This window comes from Micromonospora sp. B006, from assembly GCF_003408515.1.
GTDB lineage: Bacteria > Actinomycetota > Actinomycetes > Mycobacteriales > Micromonosporaceae > Micromonospora > Micromonospora echinospora_A.
The window spans coordinates 6,336,200-6,353,510 of the sequence record NZ_CP030865.1; the positions used below are offsets into that span (position 1 = coordinate 6,336,200).

Consider the following 17,311-nt stretch of genomic DNA (forward strand, 5'->3'; position numbering starts at 1 on the left):
GTGCCGTGAGCGGCTTCTGCGCAGGACGAACGGTGATCGTGACCGGAGCCGGACAGGGGCTGGGCCGGGTCCACGCCCTCGAGTTCGCCCGGCAGGGCGCCGACGTCGTCGTCAACGACATCGAGAGCAGCCGGGAGGCGGCCCAGGCCGTCGTCGACGAGATCCGCGCACTGGGCGGTCGCGCGGCCGTCAGCACCGGCGACGTCAGCGACTGGGCCTACGGTGAGCGGCTCGTACGCGAGACGGTCGAGACCTTCGGCGGGCTGCACACCCTCGTCAACAACGCCGGCATCAACCGCGACCGGATGCTGGTCAACATGAGCGAGCAGGAGTGGGACCTGGTCCTGCGGGTCGACCTCAAGGGACACTTCGTCCCGATGCGCCACGCCGCCGCCTACTGGCGGGACGAGGCCAAGGCCGGCCGCCGGATCGCCGCGCGCGTCGTCAACACGTCCTCCGGCGCGGGGCTCATGGGCAGCGTCGGACAGGGCAACTACGGCGCCGCCAAAGCCGGGATCGCCGCCCTGACCCAGATCGCCGCCGCCGAGTGGGCCCGCTACGGCATCGTCGTCAACGCGATCGCCCCCTCGGCCCGTACCCCGATGACCGAGGCCGTCTTCGCCGAGGCGATGGCCGCCCCCGCGACGGGCTTCGACGCGATGGACCCGGCCAACGTCTCCCCGCTCGTGGTCTGGCTCGGCTCCGACGCCGCGCAGGCCGTCAGCGGCGCCGTCTTCGAGGTCGCCGGCGGCGAGGTATCGCTCGCCGACGGCTGGCGCCACGGGCCGGCCGCCAGCAAGGGCGCGCGGTGGGAGCCGGAGGAGCTCACCGACGTGGTCGCCGACCTCATCGCCCGCTCCGAGCCGCCGACCCCCGTCTACGGTGCCTGACATGGGTGCTGACGCAGTACGGGCCACCGGTGCGCAGGTGAGCGACGAGCAGTTCCGGGCCGAGATCCGCGGCTGGCTCCAGGAGGCCCTCACCGGGCCGTTCGCCGAGGCGGTCGGCACCGGCGGCGAGGGACGCGAGCATGAGGCGCACGAGCTGCGCCGCGAGTGGGAGCGCCACCTGGGCCGGGCCGGCTGGATCGGTCTCTCCTGGCCCACCGAGTACGGCGGTCGTCCCGCTACCCTCGCCCAGCAGGTCATCTTCCACGAGGAGTACGCCCGCGCCGGCGCACCCGGCCGGCTCGGGCACATGTCCGAGCAGCTGCTCGGCCCCACCCTGCTCGCATTCGGCACACCGGAGCAGAAGGCGCGGTTCCTGCCCCGCATCACCAGCGGCGAGGACATCTGGTGCCAGGGCTACTCCGAGCCCGGCGCGGGCTCGGACCTCGCCGGGGTGCGCACCCGCGCCGAGCGCCGGGGCGACCACTACGTCATCACCGGGCAGAAGGTGTGGACCTCGCTGGCGCACCTGGCCGACTGGTGCTTCGTGCTGTGCCGCACCGATCCCGGCTCGACCCGCCACGTGGGCCTGTCGTACCTGCTGGTGCCGATGGACCAGCCCGGCGTGACGGTGCGCCCGATCACCCAGCTGACCGGCACGAGCGAGTTCAACGAGGTCTTCTTCGACGAGGCGGTCGCCGCCGTCGAGCACCGCGTCGGCGCCGAGGGCGAGGGCTGGAAGGTCGCCATGGGCACCCTGGGCTTCGAGCGCGGCGTGTCCACCCTCGGCCAGCAGATCGGCTTCCGCCGGCGCCTCGACGCCGTCATCACCCGGGCCCGCGCCAACGGCGCCTGGCAGGAGCCGGCGCTGCGTGACCGCCTCGTCGACGCCTACATCGGGCTCGAGGTGATGCGGCACTCGGCGGTGCGGCTGCTCGCGTCCGCCGGTGAGGGGCTGTCCGGTCTGGAGGCGTCGATCTCCAAGCTCCAGTGGGCCACGTGGAACCGCTCGCTGGGCGAGCTCGCGGTCGACGTCGAGGGGGCCGGGGCGCTGCTCACCGGGCCCGGGTACGAGCTGGACGACGCCCAGACCCACTTCCTCTTCAGCCGCGCCAACACCATCTACGGCGGCTCCAACGAGATCCAGCGCAACATCATCGCCGAGCGCCTGCTCGGCCTGCCCCGATGAGGTGGAGACGATGACCGGATCGCACGCCGACCCTCGTGCCGTGGCCGAGACGTCGCACACGGAGGGGGCCGAGGACCTCGCCGAGATCCGTGCCTCCGTGGCCGAGGTGCTCGACGGGCAGGCCGACCTGCGCCGAACCCACGAGGTCATGGTCGGGGAGCAGGGCTACGACCCGCTGCTGCACGAGTTGCTCACGGCCGAGCTGGGCCTGCTCGGCCTCGTCGTACCGGAGCACCTCGGCGGGCTCGGCCTGGACGTGCCCGCCGCGACCGCCGTGATCGAGGAGCTCGGGGCCCGGCTCGTGCCGGGCGCGCTCGCGACGAGCCTCACCGCGATCCTCGCCGCCCGCGCCCTCGGCCCGAGCGCCGAGCCTCTGCTGGCACGCGTCGTGGACGAGCAGCTGACCCTGGCCGTTGCGCTCGCCGAGGACGGCGCGGGCTGGGATCTCGAACAGACCGCCACCCGGGCCACCGGCGCCGGGGACGAGTGGGCGCTGACCGGGACGAAGACCCTCGTCGCCGGGGCCGAAGCCGCCCGGGTCGTTCTCGTCACCGCCCGGAACCCCGGTGGTGAGCTCGGCGTCTACGCCGTGGACCGGGCCGCCGACGGGGTGGACGTGCGGACGCACATGACGCTCGACCAGACCCGGCGGCTGAGCACCGTGCACCTGCGCGGGGCCGCCGCCACCCGGGTCGACGCCCCCGGCGGCGACGGTGCCCGGCTGCTGCTGGACCACGTACGCGCCATGCTCGCGCTGGAATCGGCGGCCGCCGCCCGCGCCTGCCTCGACATCACAGTCGACTACCTCAAGGTGCGGGAACAGTTCGGCCGACCGATCGGGTCGTTCCAGGCCCTCAAGCACCGCTGCGCCGACCTCGCCGTCGCGGTCGCCGGGGCGCGGGCCACTGCTGACCACCTCGTCACGACGCTGCGCACCGGGGCCGCCACCCGCTCGCACGACGCGGCGCTGGCCAAGCTCGTGTGCGCCGACACGCTGATGACCGTCGCAGCCGAGGCGATCCAGTTGCACGGCGGCATCGGGTTCACCTTCGAGCACCACGCGCACCTGTTCTTCAAGCGCGGCAAGTCGGCCCAGCTGCTGGCCGGTTCTCCGACGGCGGTTCGCGCCGAGGTGGCAGCGCTCGCCGGCCTCTGAGCGAGCCGCCGAACTCCACGGCAGGCAGGGACGGAGGGCCGCACCGAACCGGTGCGGCCCTCCGTCGTACGTGCGCCGCGGCGCTCAGCCGAGCGGACCGGTGCCGGGCGGCTGGGCGGCCAGGTGCCGCGACGGGATCTCCCCACCACCGTCGATGACGATCTCCGTGCCGGTGACGTAACCGGACAGCGGCGAGACGAGCAGCAGGCAGGCCGCGGCGATGTCGGCCGGGGTGGCCATCCGACCCATGGGGATCGTCCGCGCCACGCGATCCTGCCCCGCCTCGTCGCCGTAGTAGAGGTGCGAGAGCTCGGTCTGTACGAGCCCCACAGTCACCTGGTTGACCCGTACGGCGGGGGCGAAGTCGAGCCCGAGGCACCGGGTCAGCATCGTCAGGCCCGCCTTGGCCGCGGCGTACGCGGCGGTGGCCGGGGCCGGGTTGGCTCCGGCGACCGAGCCGATGTTGATAATCGTCCCGCTGCCCTGACGCTGCATGACCTCGTTGGCCTGCTGCGCGACGTAGAACGGGGCGAGCAGGTTGAGCGTGACGACCGCCGAGACGAAGCGGGGGGAAACCGTGGCGGTGTCGGCGCTCGGTGCGCCACCGGCGTTGTTGACCAGGATGTCGAGCCGGCCGAACCGGTCCACCGCCGCGGCGACGAGGGCCTTGGCCTGCTCCGGATCGCGGACGTCCGACTGGACGAAGACGGGCGTGAGTCCGTCGATGCCGGGCAGTTGCTCGGGCTCGCTGCGGCCGCACACGAGCACCCGCGCCCCGGCCTTGAGGAAGGCGCGGGTGATCTCGGCGCCGATGCCACGGGTGCCTCCGGTGACGATGGCGACCTGGCCGGTCAGGTCGACGCCGCCGGGCGTCGCGGGGGAGTGGGTCATCAGAGCCTCTCGATGATCGTGACGTTGGCCTGGCCGCCGCCCTCACACATCACCTGCAGGCCGTAGCGGCCGCCGGTGCGCTCGAGCTCGTGCAGGAGGGTGGTCATCAGCCGGGCGCCGGTGGCGCCGAGCGGGTGGCCCAGGGCGATCGCGCCGCCGTTGACGTTGACCCGCTCCGGGTCGGCCCCCGTCTCCTTGAGCCAGGCGAGCACTACCGAGGCGAACGCCTCGTTGATCTCGAACAGATCGATGTCGTCGATCGACATCCCGGTGCGCTCGAGCGCGTGGGCGGTGGCGGGGATCGGGGCGGTGAGCATCAGCACCGGGTCGTCGGCGCGTACCGACAGGTGGTGGATCCGGGCGCGCGGGGTCACCCCGTGCTCGGCCAGTGCCCGCTCGCTCATGACGAGCAGCGCCGCCGCGCCGTCGCAGATCTGGCTCGCCACGGCGGCGGTGACCCGGCCGCCCGGGGTCAGCGGGTCGAGGCCGGCCATCTTCTCCAGGCTCGTGTCGGCGCGCGGACAGGTGTCGGTGTCGACGTCGCCGACGGCCCGGATCTCGCGGCTGAAGCGGCCCTCGGCGATGGCCCGCAGGGCCCGCTCGTGGCTGCGCAGGGCGAAGCGCTCCATGTCCGCTCGGCTGACGCCCCACTTCTCGGCGATCATCTCGGCCGAGCGGAACTGCGAGATCTGCTCGTCGCCGTAGCGCTTGCGCCAGCCGACGGACCCGGAGAAGGGGTCGGCGAAGCCGTACTGCTGACCGGTGAGCATCGCGGCCGAGATGGGGATGGCGCTCATGTTCTGCACACCCCCGGCGACGACGACGTCGTTGACTCCGGCCATGACGGCCTGGGCGGCGAAGTGCACGGCCTGCTGGCTCGAGCCGCACTGCCGGTCCACTGTGACGCCGGGTACGTGCTGCGGGAGGCCGGCGGCGAGCCAGGCGGTGCGGGCGATGTCCCCGGCCTGGGAGCCGATGGTGTCGACGCAGCCGAACACGACGTCCTCGACGGCGTCGGGGTCGACCCCCGACGAACTCATGAGGCTGGTGAGCGCGGCGGCGCCCAGGTCGGCGGAGTGGATGTCGGCGAGCGCGCCGCCGCGTCGTGTGACGGGGGTGCGGACGGCGTCCACGATGTATGCCTCTGCCACCGGGTTTCCTTCCTTCACATGCCTCACCGGTCGGTGCCGGAGGTCGGATCGGTTGAGTCGGCGTGGCTCACTGACGCTGGTCGCCGCCGTCGCCAACGCTAGTCTAGCAAGCGCTTGGTTGGTAGTCTGTGCTTCGTTTCCGACAAGTGACCGGCTCCGCGTGAGGAGATGTGCGTGAGTGACGTGTTGACCACGATCCCCGCCCTGCTGCGGCAGGCCGCGCAGGACGCCGCCGAAGTCGAGGCGCTCGTTGACGGGGACGTGCGGATGACCTTCGCCGAGCTCGACGCCGCCGTCAACAGGTTCGCGCGGGCCGCTGTCGCGCACGGTCTCGAGCCGGGGGACCGCGTCATCGTCTGGGCCCCGAACAGCGCCGACTGGGTCGTCAGCGCCCTCGGCGTGCTGGCGGCGGGGGGCGTGTTGTGCCCCGTCAACACCCGCTTCCGCGGTGCGGAGGCGCGGTCCGTCATCGCCAAGGTCCGGGCCACGATGGTCGTCCTCGACGACGCCTTCCTGGACGCCCACTACCTGGCCGCGCTGCGCGGCGACGGGCCGCCGCCGGCCGCCGGCCGCCCGGTGCCGCTGCTGCCCTCGGTGCGTACCGTCGTCGACCTGTCCGCCACCGGCCGCGAGCAGACCGATGACGGCGTGTGGTCCCTGGCGGCCTTCACCGCGCTGGCCGACCAGGTCGAGCCCGGGGTCGTCGACGAACGGATCGCCGCCCTTTCCCCGGAGAGCGTGGCCGACATCCTGTTCACCTCGGGCACCACCGGCTACCCCAAGGGCGCGATGGTCTCGCACGCCTCGAACCTTCGCGTCGACAGGGAGTGGGCCCGCCTCGTCGGGCTGCGGCGGGGCGACCGCTATCTCATGGTCAACCCGTTCTTCCACAGCTTCGGCTACCGGGCGGGCATCCTGGCCTGCCTCCTCATGCGTGCCACGATCATCCCGGTCGCCGTGTTCGCCGTCGAGACCGTGCTGCGTCTCATCGAGCAGGAACGGGTCACGGTCTTCCCCGGCGCACCAACCGTCTACACGTCCCTGCTCGAACACCCCGACCTCGGCCGGTACGACCTCAGCTCGGTACGCCTGGCCGTCACCGGGGCCACGATCGTGCCGGTGCCGCTGCTGCGCCGGATGCGCGAGGAACTCGGCTTCCGCGACGTCATCACCGCCTACGGCCTGACCGAGACGTGCGGCACCGCGACCGTGTGCCCGCCCGACGCCGGCCTCGAACGGATCTCGACCAGCTGCGGGCGGGCGATCCCGGGCACCGAGTTGCGGATCGCCGGCCTCGACGGACAGGCGCTGCCGGCCGGGGAGTCGGGCGAGGTGCTCGTGCGCGGCTACAACGTGATGGCGGGCTACTTCGAGGACCCGGACGCCACGGCGCAGGCCATCGACGAGGACGGCTGGCTGCACACCGGTGACGTCGGCTGGGTCGACGAGGACGGCTACCTGCGGATCACCGACCGGATCAAGGACGTCTACATGGTCGGGGGCTTCAACGTCTACCCGGCCGAGGTCGAGCGTGTGCTGTCCGAACATCCCGCCGTCTTCGACGTCGCGGTCGTCGGGGTCCCGGACGCGCGGATGGGCGAGGTCGGCAGCGCCTTCGTGCAGACCGTTCCCGCCTGGAGCGGGGACGAGTCGGCGCTCGTCGACGAGCTCGATGCGTGGTGCCGGGAGCGGCTGGCCAACTTCAAGCGCCCGCGCAGCTTCACAGTCGTCCCGGCGCTGCCGCGAACCGCGAGCGGAAAGATCCAGAAGTTCAAGCTCACCGGGTGAGCCCGGCGTTGCGCTTCGTGCGGACGCACCGGCCCCGGTGCCCTGCCCGCCGGCAGGCCCGACGCCCCGACCAGACCTGACACCGACGGCACCGCCGTCACGGGCGCCAGCCCGAGAACCGGAGGACACCATGCAGGACGCAGTCATCGTCGCCGCGGCGCGCTCGCCGATCGGCCGGGCCTTCAAGGGGTCGTTGGCCTCGATGCGGGCCGACGACCTGGCCACCCAGATGATCCAGGCGGCCCTGGCCCAGGTGCCGGCGCTCGACCCGGCCCAGATCGACGACCTCATGCTCGGCTGCGCGCAGCCGGCCGGCGAGCAGGGCTGGGGCCTCGGGCGCGTCGTCGCGGTCGAGCTCGGGCTCGACCGGGTCCCCGGGACGACAGTGCAGCGGTACTGCGCATCCAGCTTGCAGACGACCAGGATGGCGCTGCACGCCATCCGCTCCGGTGAGGCGGACGTGCTCGTCTCCGCCGGGGTCGAGGCCGTCTCGCGCTTCGCCGCCGGCAAGTCCGACGGCATGCCGGACACGAAGAACCCGATCTTCGCCGCGGCGGGGGAGCGCACCGCCACCCGCGGACGGGGTGGCGCCGGCCCGTGGACCGACCCACGCGACGCGAATGAACTGCCCGACGTCTACATCGCGATGGGCGAGACCGCCGAGAACGTCGCGAGCCACCGCGGTGTGAGCCGCGCCGAGCAGGACGAGTGGGCCGCCACGAGCCAGCAGCGGGCCCAGGCCGCGATCGAGTCGGGCTTCTTCGCCACCGACATCACGCCGGTGACCCTCGTCGACGGCACCGTCGTGGCCACCGACGACAGCCCTCGCGCCGGGGTGACGGCCGACTCGCTGTCCGGCCTCAAACCGGCCTTCCGGCCCGACGGTACGGTGACCGCGGGCAACTGCTGCCCGCTCAACGACGGCGCGGCCGCCCTCATCATCATGTCCAGCCGCAAGGCCGCCGAACTCGGCGTCACGCCGCTGGCCCGGATCCTGTCCACTGGTGTCTCGGCGATCTCGCCGGAGATCATGGGTCTCGGCCCGGTCGAGGCGTCGAGGCGGGCCCTCGCGCTGGCCGGGCTCTCGATGGCCGACATCGATCTCGTCGAGCTCAACGAGGCGTTCGCCGCTCAGGTCGTCCCCTCCATCTCGGACCTCAAGGCCAACCCCGAGCGGGTCAACGTCCACGGCGGCGCGATCGCCCTGGGCCACCCGTTCGGTCAGACCGGAGCGCGGATGACGACGACGCTCATCAACGGGCTGCGGGCCCGGGACGGCCAGTTCGGTCTCGAGACGATGTGCACCGCCGGTGGCCAGGGCATGGCGATGGTCATCGAGCGGCTCTCCTAGACCAGGTGTGTCGAAGTCCCCGGTCGACCGGGGACTTCGACGCCCGGCTCATGCCATCACGCCGGGTGGGTGGGTGCGTGCGCGGTCGGGCGAGGATCAGTGCCGGTGCAGCGCCGCCGCGAGGGTCGCCGCCCGGCCGGCGACAGCGGCCGACTGCTCGGCGAACGAGGCCGCGGTGCGGTCGCCACCGCTCATCGCGCCCTGCGCGATCCTGGTGTACACGCCCTCGACGATGCACGCGGTCTTCCACCAGTTGTAGGCGACGAAGTAGTCGATCCGCGCCGGGTCGGTGTCGGTGGCGAGGCAGTACCGGGAGAGCAGTTCGTCCCGGGTCGAGAAGCCGGGCAGGACCGTGGCCGGGTCGTGCAGCGCGCGGGCCGGGTCGTCGGCCTGCGCCCAGTAGACGAGCAGTTGACCGACGTCGGCCAACGGGTCTCCGACAGTGGTCAGCTCCCAGTCGAGCACGCCCTGAACCCGCCATCGAGAGTCGAGCATGCAGTTGTCGAGGCGGAAGTCGCCGTGCACGATCCCCGAGCGGGACTGCTCGGGCGCCGCGGCCACGAGGTGCTCGTGCGCGGTCTGCAGATCGGGCAGGTCGCGGATCCTGCTCCGGTGCCAGTTCTCGTGCCAGCGCCGAAGCTGCCGGGTGAGGTAGTCACGGCGACCGGCCAGACCCCCCAGCCCGACGACCTCCGGGGCGAGTCGGTGCAGGGCCACGAGAGCGTCGACGAGCGTGGGGCCGATGAGCGCGCGGTCGGCTTCGGTGGTGAGCCGCCCGACGTCGGCGGGGCTGCGCAGGATCACGCCGTCGAGGTGCTCGAGTACGACGAGAGGGGCGCCGGCCACCTCGCCCGTCTCCTCGACGGCGAGCACTCGCGGCACCGGGAGGTGGCCGTGCAGACCGCGCAGGATCCGCGCCTCGCGCAGTACGTCGTGTGCGGTGGCCGGGTGGTTTCCGAGCGGTGGACGGCGCAGCACGACGACGTGGCCGGCCGCGTCGGTGGTCCGGTAGGTCAGGTTGGAGCGGCCGCCGGCGATGACCTCGTGTCGGAGGTTCCCCTGCAACTCGGGCACCGCGCTGCCGAGCCAGGCGTCGACCCCCGCCGGGAGCCCGGGGTGCCGGGTGGTGTCGATCGGGGCCGGGCCTGTTCGGGCGTGACCTGCTGCCGTCATGGGTGCGCCTCCTCGTCAGGCACGACCCTAGCAAGCGCTTGGTTTGTCCGGGGTGTCGTGTCGGACACCCCGGGTGGGCATCCGGATCCGGGCGGCCCGCGCTCAGTCGCTCGCGAGAATTCCGTCGAGGAACACCGAGACGAAGTCGTCGGCGAATTTCGCCATGGAGTACGACGGGGTCGGCTTGAACCAGCGGACCGAGAGCCACAGCGAGTCACGCAGCATGCCGTGCAGCACGCGTACCGGGATGTCGTTGCGGAAGTCGCCCGTGGCGATTCCCGCCTCGAGCACCTGGATCCAGGCCCGCTGGATCGTGGTGGCCGCGTCGCGGATGTGCTCGTAGCCGTCGATCTTGGGCAGGTAGTTGCTCGAGTTCTGGTATATCTCGGTCGCGTGCGGGTGGGCCTCGATGTTGGCCAGCGAGCTCGTGACGAGCTTGCGCAGTTGGATCGCCGGCTTCTCCTCGGACTCCAGCACCTGGGCGTAGCGGTAGGTCAGGTCGGTCAGATAGTCCGAGATGATCGCGTTGACCATCTCGTCCTTGGACTTGAAGTGGTGGTAGAGGCTGCCCGAGAGGATGCCGACCGAGTCGGCGATCTCGCGGACGGTCGTGGCATCGATTCCTTTGGCCGCGAAAAGGTGCGCGGCGTTGTCGAGGATGACCGAGCGCCGGTCCTGGGTCGTCGACATGGGGGTGCTCCCGGTTCCTCGAGCATATGTGTTGGTCAAGCGCTTGCTTTATATCACTTCGATGCCTTCAGCATGATAAAGGCAGCCCTCCTTGACCGGGGTCCTCGCAACGCCTAGGGTCCAGCCAACCAAGCGCTCGTTCGGTAGCCGCACTGCGGATCCCGATCAGCCGAGAGGGGCTGCCCGATGTCCGACCCGGTCCCCGCCGTCCCGTCCGGGCGTTCGCCCGCCACCAGGTCTACCGGCCTGCTCGCCGGTCGCGTCGTCCTCGTCACCGGCGCCGCCAACGGGTTGGGGGCGGCGTACGCGCGCGGCATCGCCGCGGCCGGGGCCCACGTGGTCGCCGTCGACGTCGACGCGGACGGACTCCAGCGGCTCGGCGGGCAGCTCGCGGCGGCTGACGGCCAGGGCTCGATCCGGGTCGCCGACGTCGCGGACTGGGCGGGCGCGCACGACGTCGTGCGTGACTGCCTCGCCGAGCACGGCAGGCTCGACGGCCTCGTCAACAACGCCGGCGTCTTCGCCATGGCCCGCGCCGGCGCCGAGTCCGAGGCCACGGTGCGCCGGATGCTCGAGGTAAACGTGCTCGGCGCCGTCGCCTGGGGAGACGCCGCCATCGCGGCGATGCGTACCCAGGGTCACGGGGTCCTGGTCAACGTCACCTCGGGCGAGCAGATGGGCCGTGCCGAGACGGCCGTGTACGGGGCGACGAAGGCCGCGATCGCCACGCTCACCTACGCGTGGGCGGCCGAACTCGCCGACGTCGGGATCCGCGTCAACGCGATCTCCCCGAACGCGCAGACCCGGATGGCCGAGGTGCTCGAGCAGTTCCGCGGCGTACCGAGCGGGCAGAACGCGGGCATCGCGCCCGAGGCCAACGTGCCGCTGCTGCTCTACCTGCTCTCCGACCTCAGCGTCGGGCTGACCGGCCAGGTGCTGCGCTCCTACGGTCCCGAACTCATGCTGACGACCCACCCGGCGCTCGCCGAGCCCGTGCTGCGGCACACGGCGTGGACCCCGGAGCGCATCGCCGAGGCCGTCACGACGCGGCTGCTGCCGCACCTGGCACCCCTCGGGATGCGCCGGGCGCGCGTCGAATACCTCGACTGACTGTGAGCATGGCGGGGTCGGTTCAGCGGTGGTGAGCTGATGGCTGGCAGCAGTGGGTGTGACTCTTCGTCTGACTGGCTTCGTGCCTTTGACGGGACTTGTCCGTCCGCTGCTGCCGGCGCCGGCCCGGCGGGAGACGTTTGGCCTGATCAGGAGCTTGACCGCCAGTTAGCGGCTGGCGTGTCTCATCACAGTCCTGCCATCTCCGCACCGGACCGGACCCGTGCGTCCCCATGGTGAGGAGAGAACGCATGTCCATGCTGGCAGATCTGGTCGAGGTCGTCATCGGCGTCGACACCCACAAACACACCCACACCGCCGCGGTCCTCGATGCCCGCACCGGTGCCGTGTTGGACCGTATGACCGTCACCGCCGATCCGGACGGCTACGCGCAACTGCTGGCCCTGGCCGGGCAGCGCTCGGGATTGCGGGCCTGGGCGATGGAAGGCACCGGCGGCTACGGCGCGGGACTTCACCGCCACCTGGCTGCCGCCGGCGAGTTGGTCGTCGAGCTGGACCGCCCCAAGCGACCAACTCGCCGGGCCGGAGCGAAGTCCGACCCGATCGATGCCGAACGCGCCGCCCGCGACGCTCTGGCCCGCACCCAGTTGGCGCAGCCCAAGACCGGCCCCGAACGGGCAGCGCTACAGATGCGACTGACCGCCCGCCGCGCAGCCGTCGAGGCCGCCACCACCGCCCAACGGCAACTACACGCCCTGATCATCACCGCCCCGGAGACAGTCCGATCCCGCTTCCGTGGACAGAACACCCGCGCGATGATCACCACCGCCGTCCGACTGCGAACCACCACGATCAGCGGCGATGTCGAGATCATCACCGCGTTGACGGTGCTACGTGACCTCGCCCGCCGCATCCGCGCCCTCGAAACCGAGGCCACCAGCCACGAAAGGGCAATCCTCACCATCGTCCGGTCCTGGCGTCCCGACCTGCTCACCCTCACCGGCGTCGGACCCATCGTCGCCGCCACCGTCCTGACCGCCTGGTCCCACCCCGGCCGCTGCCGCAACGACGCCGCCTTCGCCATGCTCGCCGGCGTCGCCCCTATCCCCGCCTCGTCCGGCAAAACCGTCCGCTACCGCCTCAACCGCTCAGGCGACCGCCAACTCAACCGCGCCCTACACACCATCACCCTGTCCCGCCTGCGCTACGACGAACCCACCCGCGCCTACGCCGACCGCCGCCGCGCCCAAGGCAAAACCGACCGCGAGATCAAACGCTGCCTCAAGCGCTACATCGCCCGAGACCTCTACCGACGCCTCGAAGCCCCGCCCCAACCACTTGACGCGCCATAGGAGCGTCCCGACGTCCGAGACCGACCCGACGTCCGGCACCCGGACGACCGCCGAGCCGACAGGAGCCCGATGTCCGTCACGACCAACCCGGTCTGCGTCAGCGGAATGGCCGCGATGTCCTGGGACCTGCCCGAGGAGATCGCGATGTACCGGCGTACCGGTACCGACCTCGTCGGCCTGCAGCGCAGCAAGGTGGCCTCCTTCGGCGTGGCGGCTCTCGGAGACCTGCTCGCCCGGCACGAGGTACGGCTCGGATACCTCGTGCACAGCTTCACCGCCCACCCGGACGACGAGTCGGGCTGGGCGCAGCAGGTCGCGGCGTTGCAGGACGGCGTCGTCGACGCCGGTCGGCTCGGGGCCGACCTCGTCTACCTCACCTCGGGCCCCTCGGCGCACCTGACGTGGGAGGAGGCGGCCGGCCGGTTCGCCGAGCGGATCGCTCCGGTCGTGGCCACCGCCCGAGAGCACGGGTGCGACTGGGTGTGGAGAACACCCTGCCGGTCAAGTGCGACCTCAGCTTCACCCACACCGCGCGGGACGCGCTCGCCCTGGCCGACCTCTGCGGCATCGGCATCTGCCTCGACCTCTACTGCTGCTGGCAGGAGCGGGGCCTGACCGGCCTCATCCGTGACCGGGTCGGTCAGGTCGAGTTGCTGCAGGTGTCCGACTTCCGGGTCGGCACCTCGACCTTCCCGAACCGGTGGGTGCCCGGGGACGGTGATCTGCCGATGGCCGGTCTGTTGGCGAGCGTGCTGCGGGCCGGCTACACCGGCATCGTCGACGTCGAGTTGATCGGCCCGGCCATCGAGGCCGAGGGCGCCGAGCCGGCGGTGACCCGCTCGATCGCGTGGACGCGCGAGCAGATCGCGGTGGCGCGTCCCTGAGCGCTCAGGGCGCGTCCGCCCATCGCGGCGCGCGCTTGGCGACGAACGCGGCCGCGCCCTCGGCGGCATCCGGCCCGGCGAGCAGTTCGAGGGTCGCGAGCCGGTTGACCGCACCGAGGTCGCCGACGCGGGGGTCCAGGCTCAGGTGCATGAGCCGCTTGGTCGCCCGCACCGCCGCGGGGGAGTGGGTCGCGATCCGGGCGCCCAGCTGGAGCGCGCGCGCAAGGACCTCGTCGGCGGGGACCACGGCGTTGACCAGGCCCAGCTCGTGGGCCCGGGCCGCGGGAAGCGGTTCGGCGGTCAGCCCGAGTTCCAGGGCTACGGCGACCGGCACGCGACGGGGCAGGTCGGTGCCGCCCTCGGTGGCGGCGATGCCGCGCCCCACCTCGGGCAGCGCGAAGTAGGCGTGTTCGGCCGCGACGACGAGGTCGCAGGCGAGGGCGAGTTCGAAGCCGCCGCCGACGGCGGGCCCGTTGACCGCGGCGATGACCGGCTTGCGGTAGCCGCCGCGCAGCAGCGTCAGCGGGCTGCGGGCCACGTCGACCAGGCGCCCCTCGGCCGCGGCGCGCAGGTCCATCCCCGCGCTGAAGGACAACTCGCCGGTGCCGGTCAGCACGACCGCGTGTACGCCCGCGTCCGCGTCGTACCCGAGCAGTGCGTCGGTCATCGCCAGGAGGGTGTCGGGATCGAGGGCGTTGCGTACCTGCGGCCGATTGATCCTGATGACTCCCACCGCGCCGACGCGCTCGCGCACCACGGTTTCCATCTTTCGTCCTCCTTCGCAACAGGGTCTTGACCCTCCCCCTGGGGCTGTTAGGGTACCAACCAAGCGCTTGCTACATGGCGAGCCGGCCGTGGAGGCCCGGCACGCGACTCGCCCTTCGCGCTGCTCACCACCCGTCGGGCAGTGCTCCGACAGACGCAATGATGAGGGACACATGGCCGACAAGACTCTGACAGCCCGCGACGTCGTGTCGCGGCTCGAATCCGGGATGATCATCGGCATCGGGGGCTGGGGCTCACGCCGCAAGCCCATGGCCCTCGTGCGCGAGATCCTGCGTTCCGACCTCAAGGACCTGACCGTCGTCAGCTACGGCGGGCCGGACGTCGGGCTGCTCTGCGCCGCGGGCAAGGTCAAGAAGGTCGTCTTCGGTTTCGTCTCCCTCGACAGCATCGCCCTCGACCCGCACTTCCGCGCCGCGCGGCAGAAGGGCGCCGTCGAGATCGCCGAGTACGACGAGGGCATGCTCCAGTGGGGCCTGTACGCCGCCGGCATCCGCCTGCCCTTCCTGCCGACCCGCGCCGGGCTCGGGTCGGACGTCCTGAAGCACAACCCCGACCTCAAACTCGTCCAGGACCCGTACGGCACCGAGCAGCTCGTGGCGATGCCGCCGCTGCGCCTCGACGCGGCCCTCGTGCACATGAACCGCGCCGACGCCCAGGGCAACGGCCAGTTCCTCGGGCCCGACCCGTACTTCGACGACCTCTACTGCCTCGCCGCCGACCAGGCCTTCATGTCCTGCGAGCGGATCGTGCCCACGGCCGAGCTGAGTGCCGCCGGGCACTCGGCGACCATCAAGATCAACCGCCAGCTCGTCGCCGGCGTCGTCGAGACCCCGAACGGCGCCCACTTCACCTCCTGCGCCCCCGACTACGAGCGCGACGAGGCCTTCCAGCGTGAGTACGTCAAGGCCGCCGGCGACCCGCAGGCCTGGGCCAGTTTCGAGAAGCGGTACCTGTCCGGCACCGAAGATGACTACCAGGCGGCCGTCGCCGCCCGAGCCGAGGAGGTCGCATGAGCAGCGCCGCCACCGAGCAGCCCACGGGCAGCGCCACCACTGCCGACGCGCCGGTGACCCGTGCCGAGTACTGCGCGGTCGCCGTGGCGGACACGTTCGCCGGCGACGGCGAGTCCATCGCCAGCGCCTTCGGCACGATCCCGGCCATCGGCGTCCGCCTCGCCCGGCTTACCGTCGCCCCCGACCTGCTGCTCACCGACGGTGAGGCCCACTTCGTCACCGGCTCCTGGGAGATCGGCGCGGACCCGCACGCCACCGAGGGCGTCGTCATCGAGGGCTGGAGCCCGTTCCGCACGATCTTCGACCTCGTCTGGCACGGCAAGCGGCACGTCATGATGATCCCGGTCCAGATCGACGGGCACGGCAACACCAACATCTCGGCCATCGGCGACTACGCCCGGCCCAAGGTCCAGTTGCTCGGAGTGCGCGGCGCCCCCGGCAACAGCATCTACCACCCGACCAGCTACTGGGTGCCCAACCACTCCACGCGCAGCTTCGTCCGGGCTGTCGACATGATCTCCGGCGTCGGCACCGACAGCGCCCGCGCCGCCGGCCCGGCCGGGAGCGCGCACCACGATCTGCGGCGCGTCGTCACCAACCTCGCGGTCCTCGACTTCGGCGGCCCCGACGGCACGATGCGGCTGCTCAGCCTGCACCCCGGCGTCACGCTCGACGAGTTCCACGCCGCCACCGGCTGTGCCGTGCACGTCGAGGGTGAGGTCCCGGCCACCCGCGAGCCGAGCGCCGAGGAACTGCGCCTCATCCGCGAGGTCATCGACCCCCGCTCGCTGCGCGACCGCGAGATCCCGGCATGAGCCAGGGCCGCGGGCTGCCCCCGACACTGCGTACCCGGGCGACCGACCTGTTCGGGGTGCGGTACCCGATCGTCCAGACCGGCATGGGCTACGTCTCCGACGTGCGCCTGACCACCGCGACGGCCAACGCCGGTGGACTGGGCATCCTCGCGGCCGGCCTGCTCTCCTACGACGAGCTCGTGGAGGCCGTCGAGCAGATCCAGGCCGGCACGGACGCGCCGTTCGGCGTCAACATCCGTGCCGACCAGACGGACGTCGTCAAGCGCATCGACCTGCTCATCTCGGCCGGCGTCAAGGTCGCCTCCTTCGCGCTGGCACCCAAGCAGGAACTCATCGCCAGGTGCAAGGACGCCGGCCTCGTCGTCGTTCCGTCGATCGGCGCGCGCCGCCACGCCGAGAAGGTCGCCGCGTGGGGCGCCGACGCCGTCATCGTGCAGGGTGGCGAGGGCGGCGGCCACACCGGCGCGGTGCCCACCAGCCTGCTGCTGCCCCAGGTCGTCGACGCCGTCGACATCCCGGTCATCGGCGCCGGTGGCTTCTTCGACGGCCGCGGCCTCGTCGCCGCGCTCGCCTACGGCGCCGAGGGCATCGCCATGGGCACCCGCTTCCTGCTCACCAGCGACTCGCCGGTCCAGCCGTCGGTCAAGGACGTCTACCTGTCCAGGACGGTCAACGACACCGTGCTGACCCTGCAGGTCGACGGCGTTCCGCAGCGCGTGCTGCGCGCCGGCACGATCGAGGAGCTGGAGCGGACCTCCGCCGCCGGCCGGCTGCTGCGGGCCGTACGCAACGCCTTCGCCTTCCAGAAGCTGTCCGGCACGCCGTGGGGCGACATGGTCCGCGAGGGCCTGGCCATGCGCAAGGCCCACGACCTGACGTGGAGCCAGGTCGTCATGGCGGCCAACGCTCCGATGCTCTACCGGTCGGCCCTGCTGGAGGGCAGGACCGACCTCGGCGTCATGGCCACCGGCCAGGTCGTCGGACTGATCGACGACGTCCCGAGCGTCGCCGAGCTCATCGACCGCATCATCGACGAGGCCACCCGGACGCTCGACCGGCTCGGCGTGCCCGCGCCGGTCGCGTCGGCCCCGGCCGGGCACAAGGAGGACTAGTC

At 72.0% G+C, this 17,311-nt stretch carries 16 protein-coding genes; 11 read left to right on the forward strand and 5 right to left on the reverse strand.

The window, feature by feature from the left end; all coding sequences use genetic code 11:
• Positions 1-5 precede the first annotated feature (5 nt).
• From MicB006_RS28380 to MicB006_RS28390, 3 genes are read left to right on the forward strand one after another with little or no spacing between them, the layout of a single operon-like run.
• The gene (locus MicB006_RS28380; RefSeq protein WP_116510210.1) at positions 6-890 is read left to right on the forward strand and encodes an SDR family oxidoreductase; all 885 of its coding nucleotides are present in this window, start codon (positions 6-8) and stop codon (positions 888-890) included.
• A gap of 1 nt (position 891) precedes the next feature.
• The gene (locus MicB006_RS28385; protein WP_116510213.1) at positions 892-2,076 is read left to right on the forward strand and encodes an acyl-CoA dehydrogenase family protein; all 1,185 of its coding nucleotides are present in this window, start codon (positions 892-894) and stop codon (positions 2,074-2,076) included.
• A 10-nt stretch (positions 2,077-2,086) separates the two neighbouring features.
• The gene (locus tag MicB006_RS28390) at positions 2,087-3,232 is read left to right on the forward strand and encodes an acyl-CoA dehydrogenase family protein (protein ID WP_152037908.1); all 1,146 of its coding nucleotides are present in this window, start codon (positions 2,087-2,089) and stop codon (positions 3,230-3,232) included.
• Positions 3,233-3,316: 84 nt separating this feature from the next.
• On the opposite strand, the gene MicB006_RS28395 is transcribed toward MicB006_RS28390, so the two are convergent.
• Together MicB006_RS28395 and MicB006_RS28400 are read right to left on the reverse strand one after the other, a co-directional pair.
• Positions 3,317-4,123 (reverse strand): SDR family oxidoreductase, encoded by an 807-nt coding sequence (locus tag MicB006_RS28395; RefSeq protein WP_116510216.1) that lies wholly within the window; start codon positions 4,121-4,123, stop codon positions 3,317-3,319.
• Positions 4,123-5,274, reverse strand: coding sequence for an acetyl-CoA C-acetyltransferase (locus tag MicB006_RS28400; RefSeq protein WP_116510218.1), 1,152 nt, complete (start codon positions 5,272-5,274; stop codon positions 4,123-4,125). Before MicB006_RS28400 ends, MicB006_RS28395 begins: the two co-directional genes overlap by 1 nt.
• 183 nt (positions 5,275-5,457) lie before the next feature.
• On the opposite strand from MicB006_RS28400, the gene MicB006_RS28405 reads away from it, so the two are divergent.
• Together MicB006_RS28405 and MicB006_RS28410 are read left to right on the forward strand one after the other, a co-directional pair.
• Complete coding sequence (locus MicB006_RS28405; protein WP_225980859.1) at positions 5,458-7,062, forward strand: FadD3 family acyl-CoA ligase; 1,605 nt, start codon at positions 5,458-5,460, stop codon at positions 7,060-7,062.
• Positions 7,063-7,192: 130 nt separating this feature from the next.
• Positions 7,193-8,413, forward strand: a complete 1,221-nt coding sequence (locus MicB006_RS28410) for an acetyl-CoA C-acetyltransferase (RefSeq protein ID WP_116510221.1) — start codon at positions 7,193-7,195, stop codon at positions 8,411-8,413.
• A 96-nt stretch (positions 8,414-8,509) separates the two neighbouring features.
• Here MicB006_RS28410 and MicB006_RS28415 read toward each other — a convergent pair whose 3' ends face one another.
• A complete protein-coding gene (locus tag MicB006_RS28415; protein WP_116510224.1) occupies positions 8,510-9,586 on the reverse strand; it encodes a phosphotransferase family protein in 1,077 nt (358 codons plus the stop codon).
• Between the two features lie 102 nt (positions 9,587-9,688).
• A complete protein-coding gene (locus MicB006_RS28420; RefSeq protein WP_073831569.1) occupies positions 9,689-10,276 on the reverse strand; it encodes a TetR/AcrR family transcriptional regulator in 588 nt (195 codons plus the stop codon).
• A gap of 186 nt (positions 10,277-10,462) precedes the next feature.
• On the opposite strand from MicB006_RS28420, the gene MicB006_RS28425 reads away from it, so the two are divergent.
• From MicB006_RS28425 to MicB006_RS28435, 3 genes are all read left to right on the forward strand, one after another.
• Complete coding sequence (locus MicB006_RS28425) at positions 10,463-11,386, forward strand: SDR family NAD(P)-dependent oxidoreductase (RefSeq protein ID WP_116510226.1); 924 nt, start codon at positions 10,463-10,465, stop codon at positions 11,384-11,386.
• 251 nt (positions 11,387-11,637) lie between these two features.
• On the forward strand, positions 11,638-12,699 hold the full coding sequence (locus MicB006_RS28430) for an IS110 family transposase (RefSeq protein ID WP_116507711.1): 1,062 nt from the start codon (positions 11,638-11,640) through the stop codon (positions 12,697-12,699).
• 470 nt (positions 12,700-13,169) lie between these two features.
• Entirely contained in the window at positions 13,170-13,583 is a 414-nt protein-coding gene (locus tag MicB006_RS28435) for a sugar phosphate isomerase/epimerase (RefSeq protein ID WP_116510228.1), read from the forward strand.
• A gap of 4 nt (positions 13,584-13,587) precedes the next feature.
• Here the strand turns inward: MicB006_RS28435 and MicB006_RS28440 are convergent, their stop codons facing one another.
• Positions 13,588-14,349: an enoyl-CoA hydratase/isomerase family protein gene (locus MicB006_RS28440; protein WP_116510230.1), complete on the reverse strand. Its 762-nt coding sequence runs from the start codon at positions 14,347-14,349 to the stop codon at positions 13,588-13,590.
• A 172-nt stretch (positions 14,350-14,521) separates the two neighbouring features.
• On the opposite strand from MicB006_RS28440, the gene MicB006_RS28445 reads away from it, so the two are divergent.
• The 3 genes from MicB006_RS28445 to MicB006_RS28455 are packed head-to-tail and all read left to right on the forward strand — an operon-like array spanning position 14,522 to position 17,309.
• Entirely contained in the window at positions 14,522-15,382 is an 861-nt protein-coding gene (locus MicB006_RS28445) for a CoA transferase subunit A (RefSeq protein ID WP_073831565.1), read from the forward strand.
• Entirely contained in the window at positions 15,379-16,197 is an 819-nt protein-coding gene (locus MicB006_RS28450; RefSeq protein WP_116510232.1) for a CoA-transferase subunit beta, read from the forward strand. The genes MicB006_RS28445 and MicB006_RS28450 overlap by 4 nt, the downstream gene beginning before the upstream one ends.
• Complete coding sequence (locus tag MicB006_RS28455; RefSeq protein ID WP_370013381.1) at positions 16,194-17,309, forward strand: NAD(P)H-dependent flavin oxidoreductase; 1,116 nt, start codon at positions 16,194-16,196, stop codon at positions 17,307-17,309. Before MicB006_RS28450 ends, MicB006_RS28455 begins: the two co-directional genes overlap by 4 nt.
• The last annotated feature ends 2 nt before the right edge of the window (positions 17,310-17,311 follow it).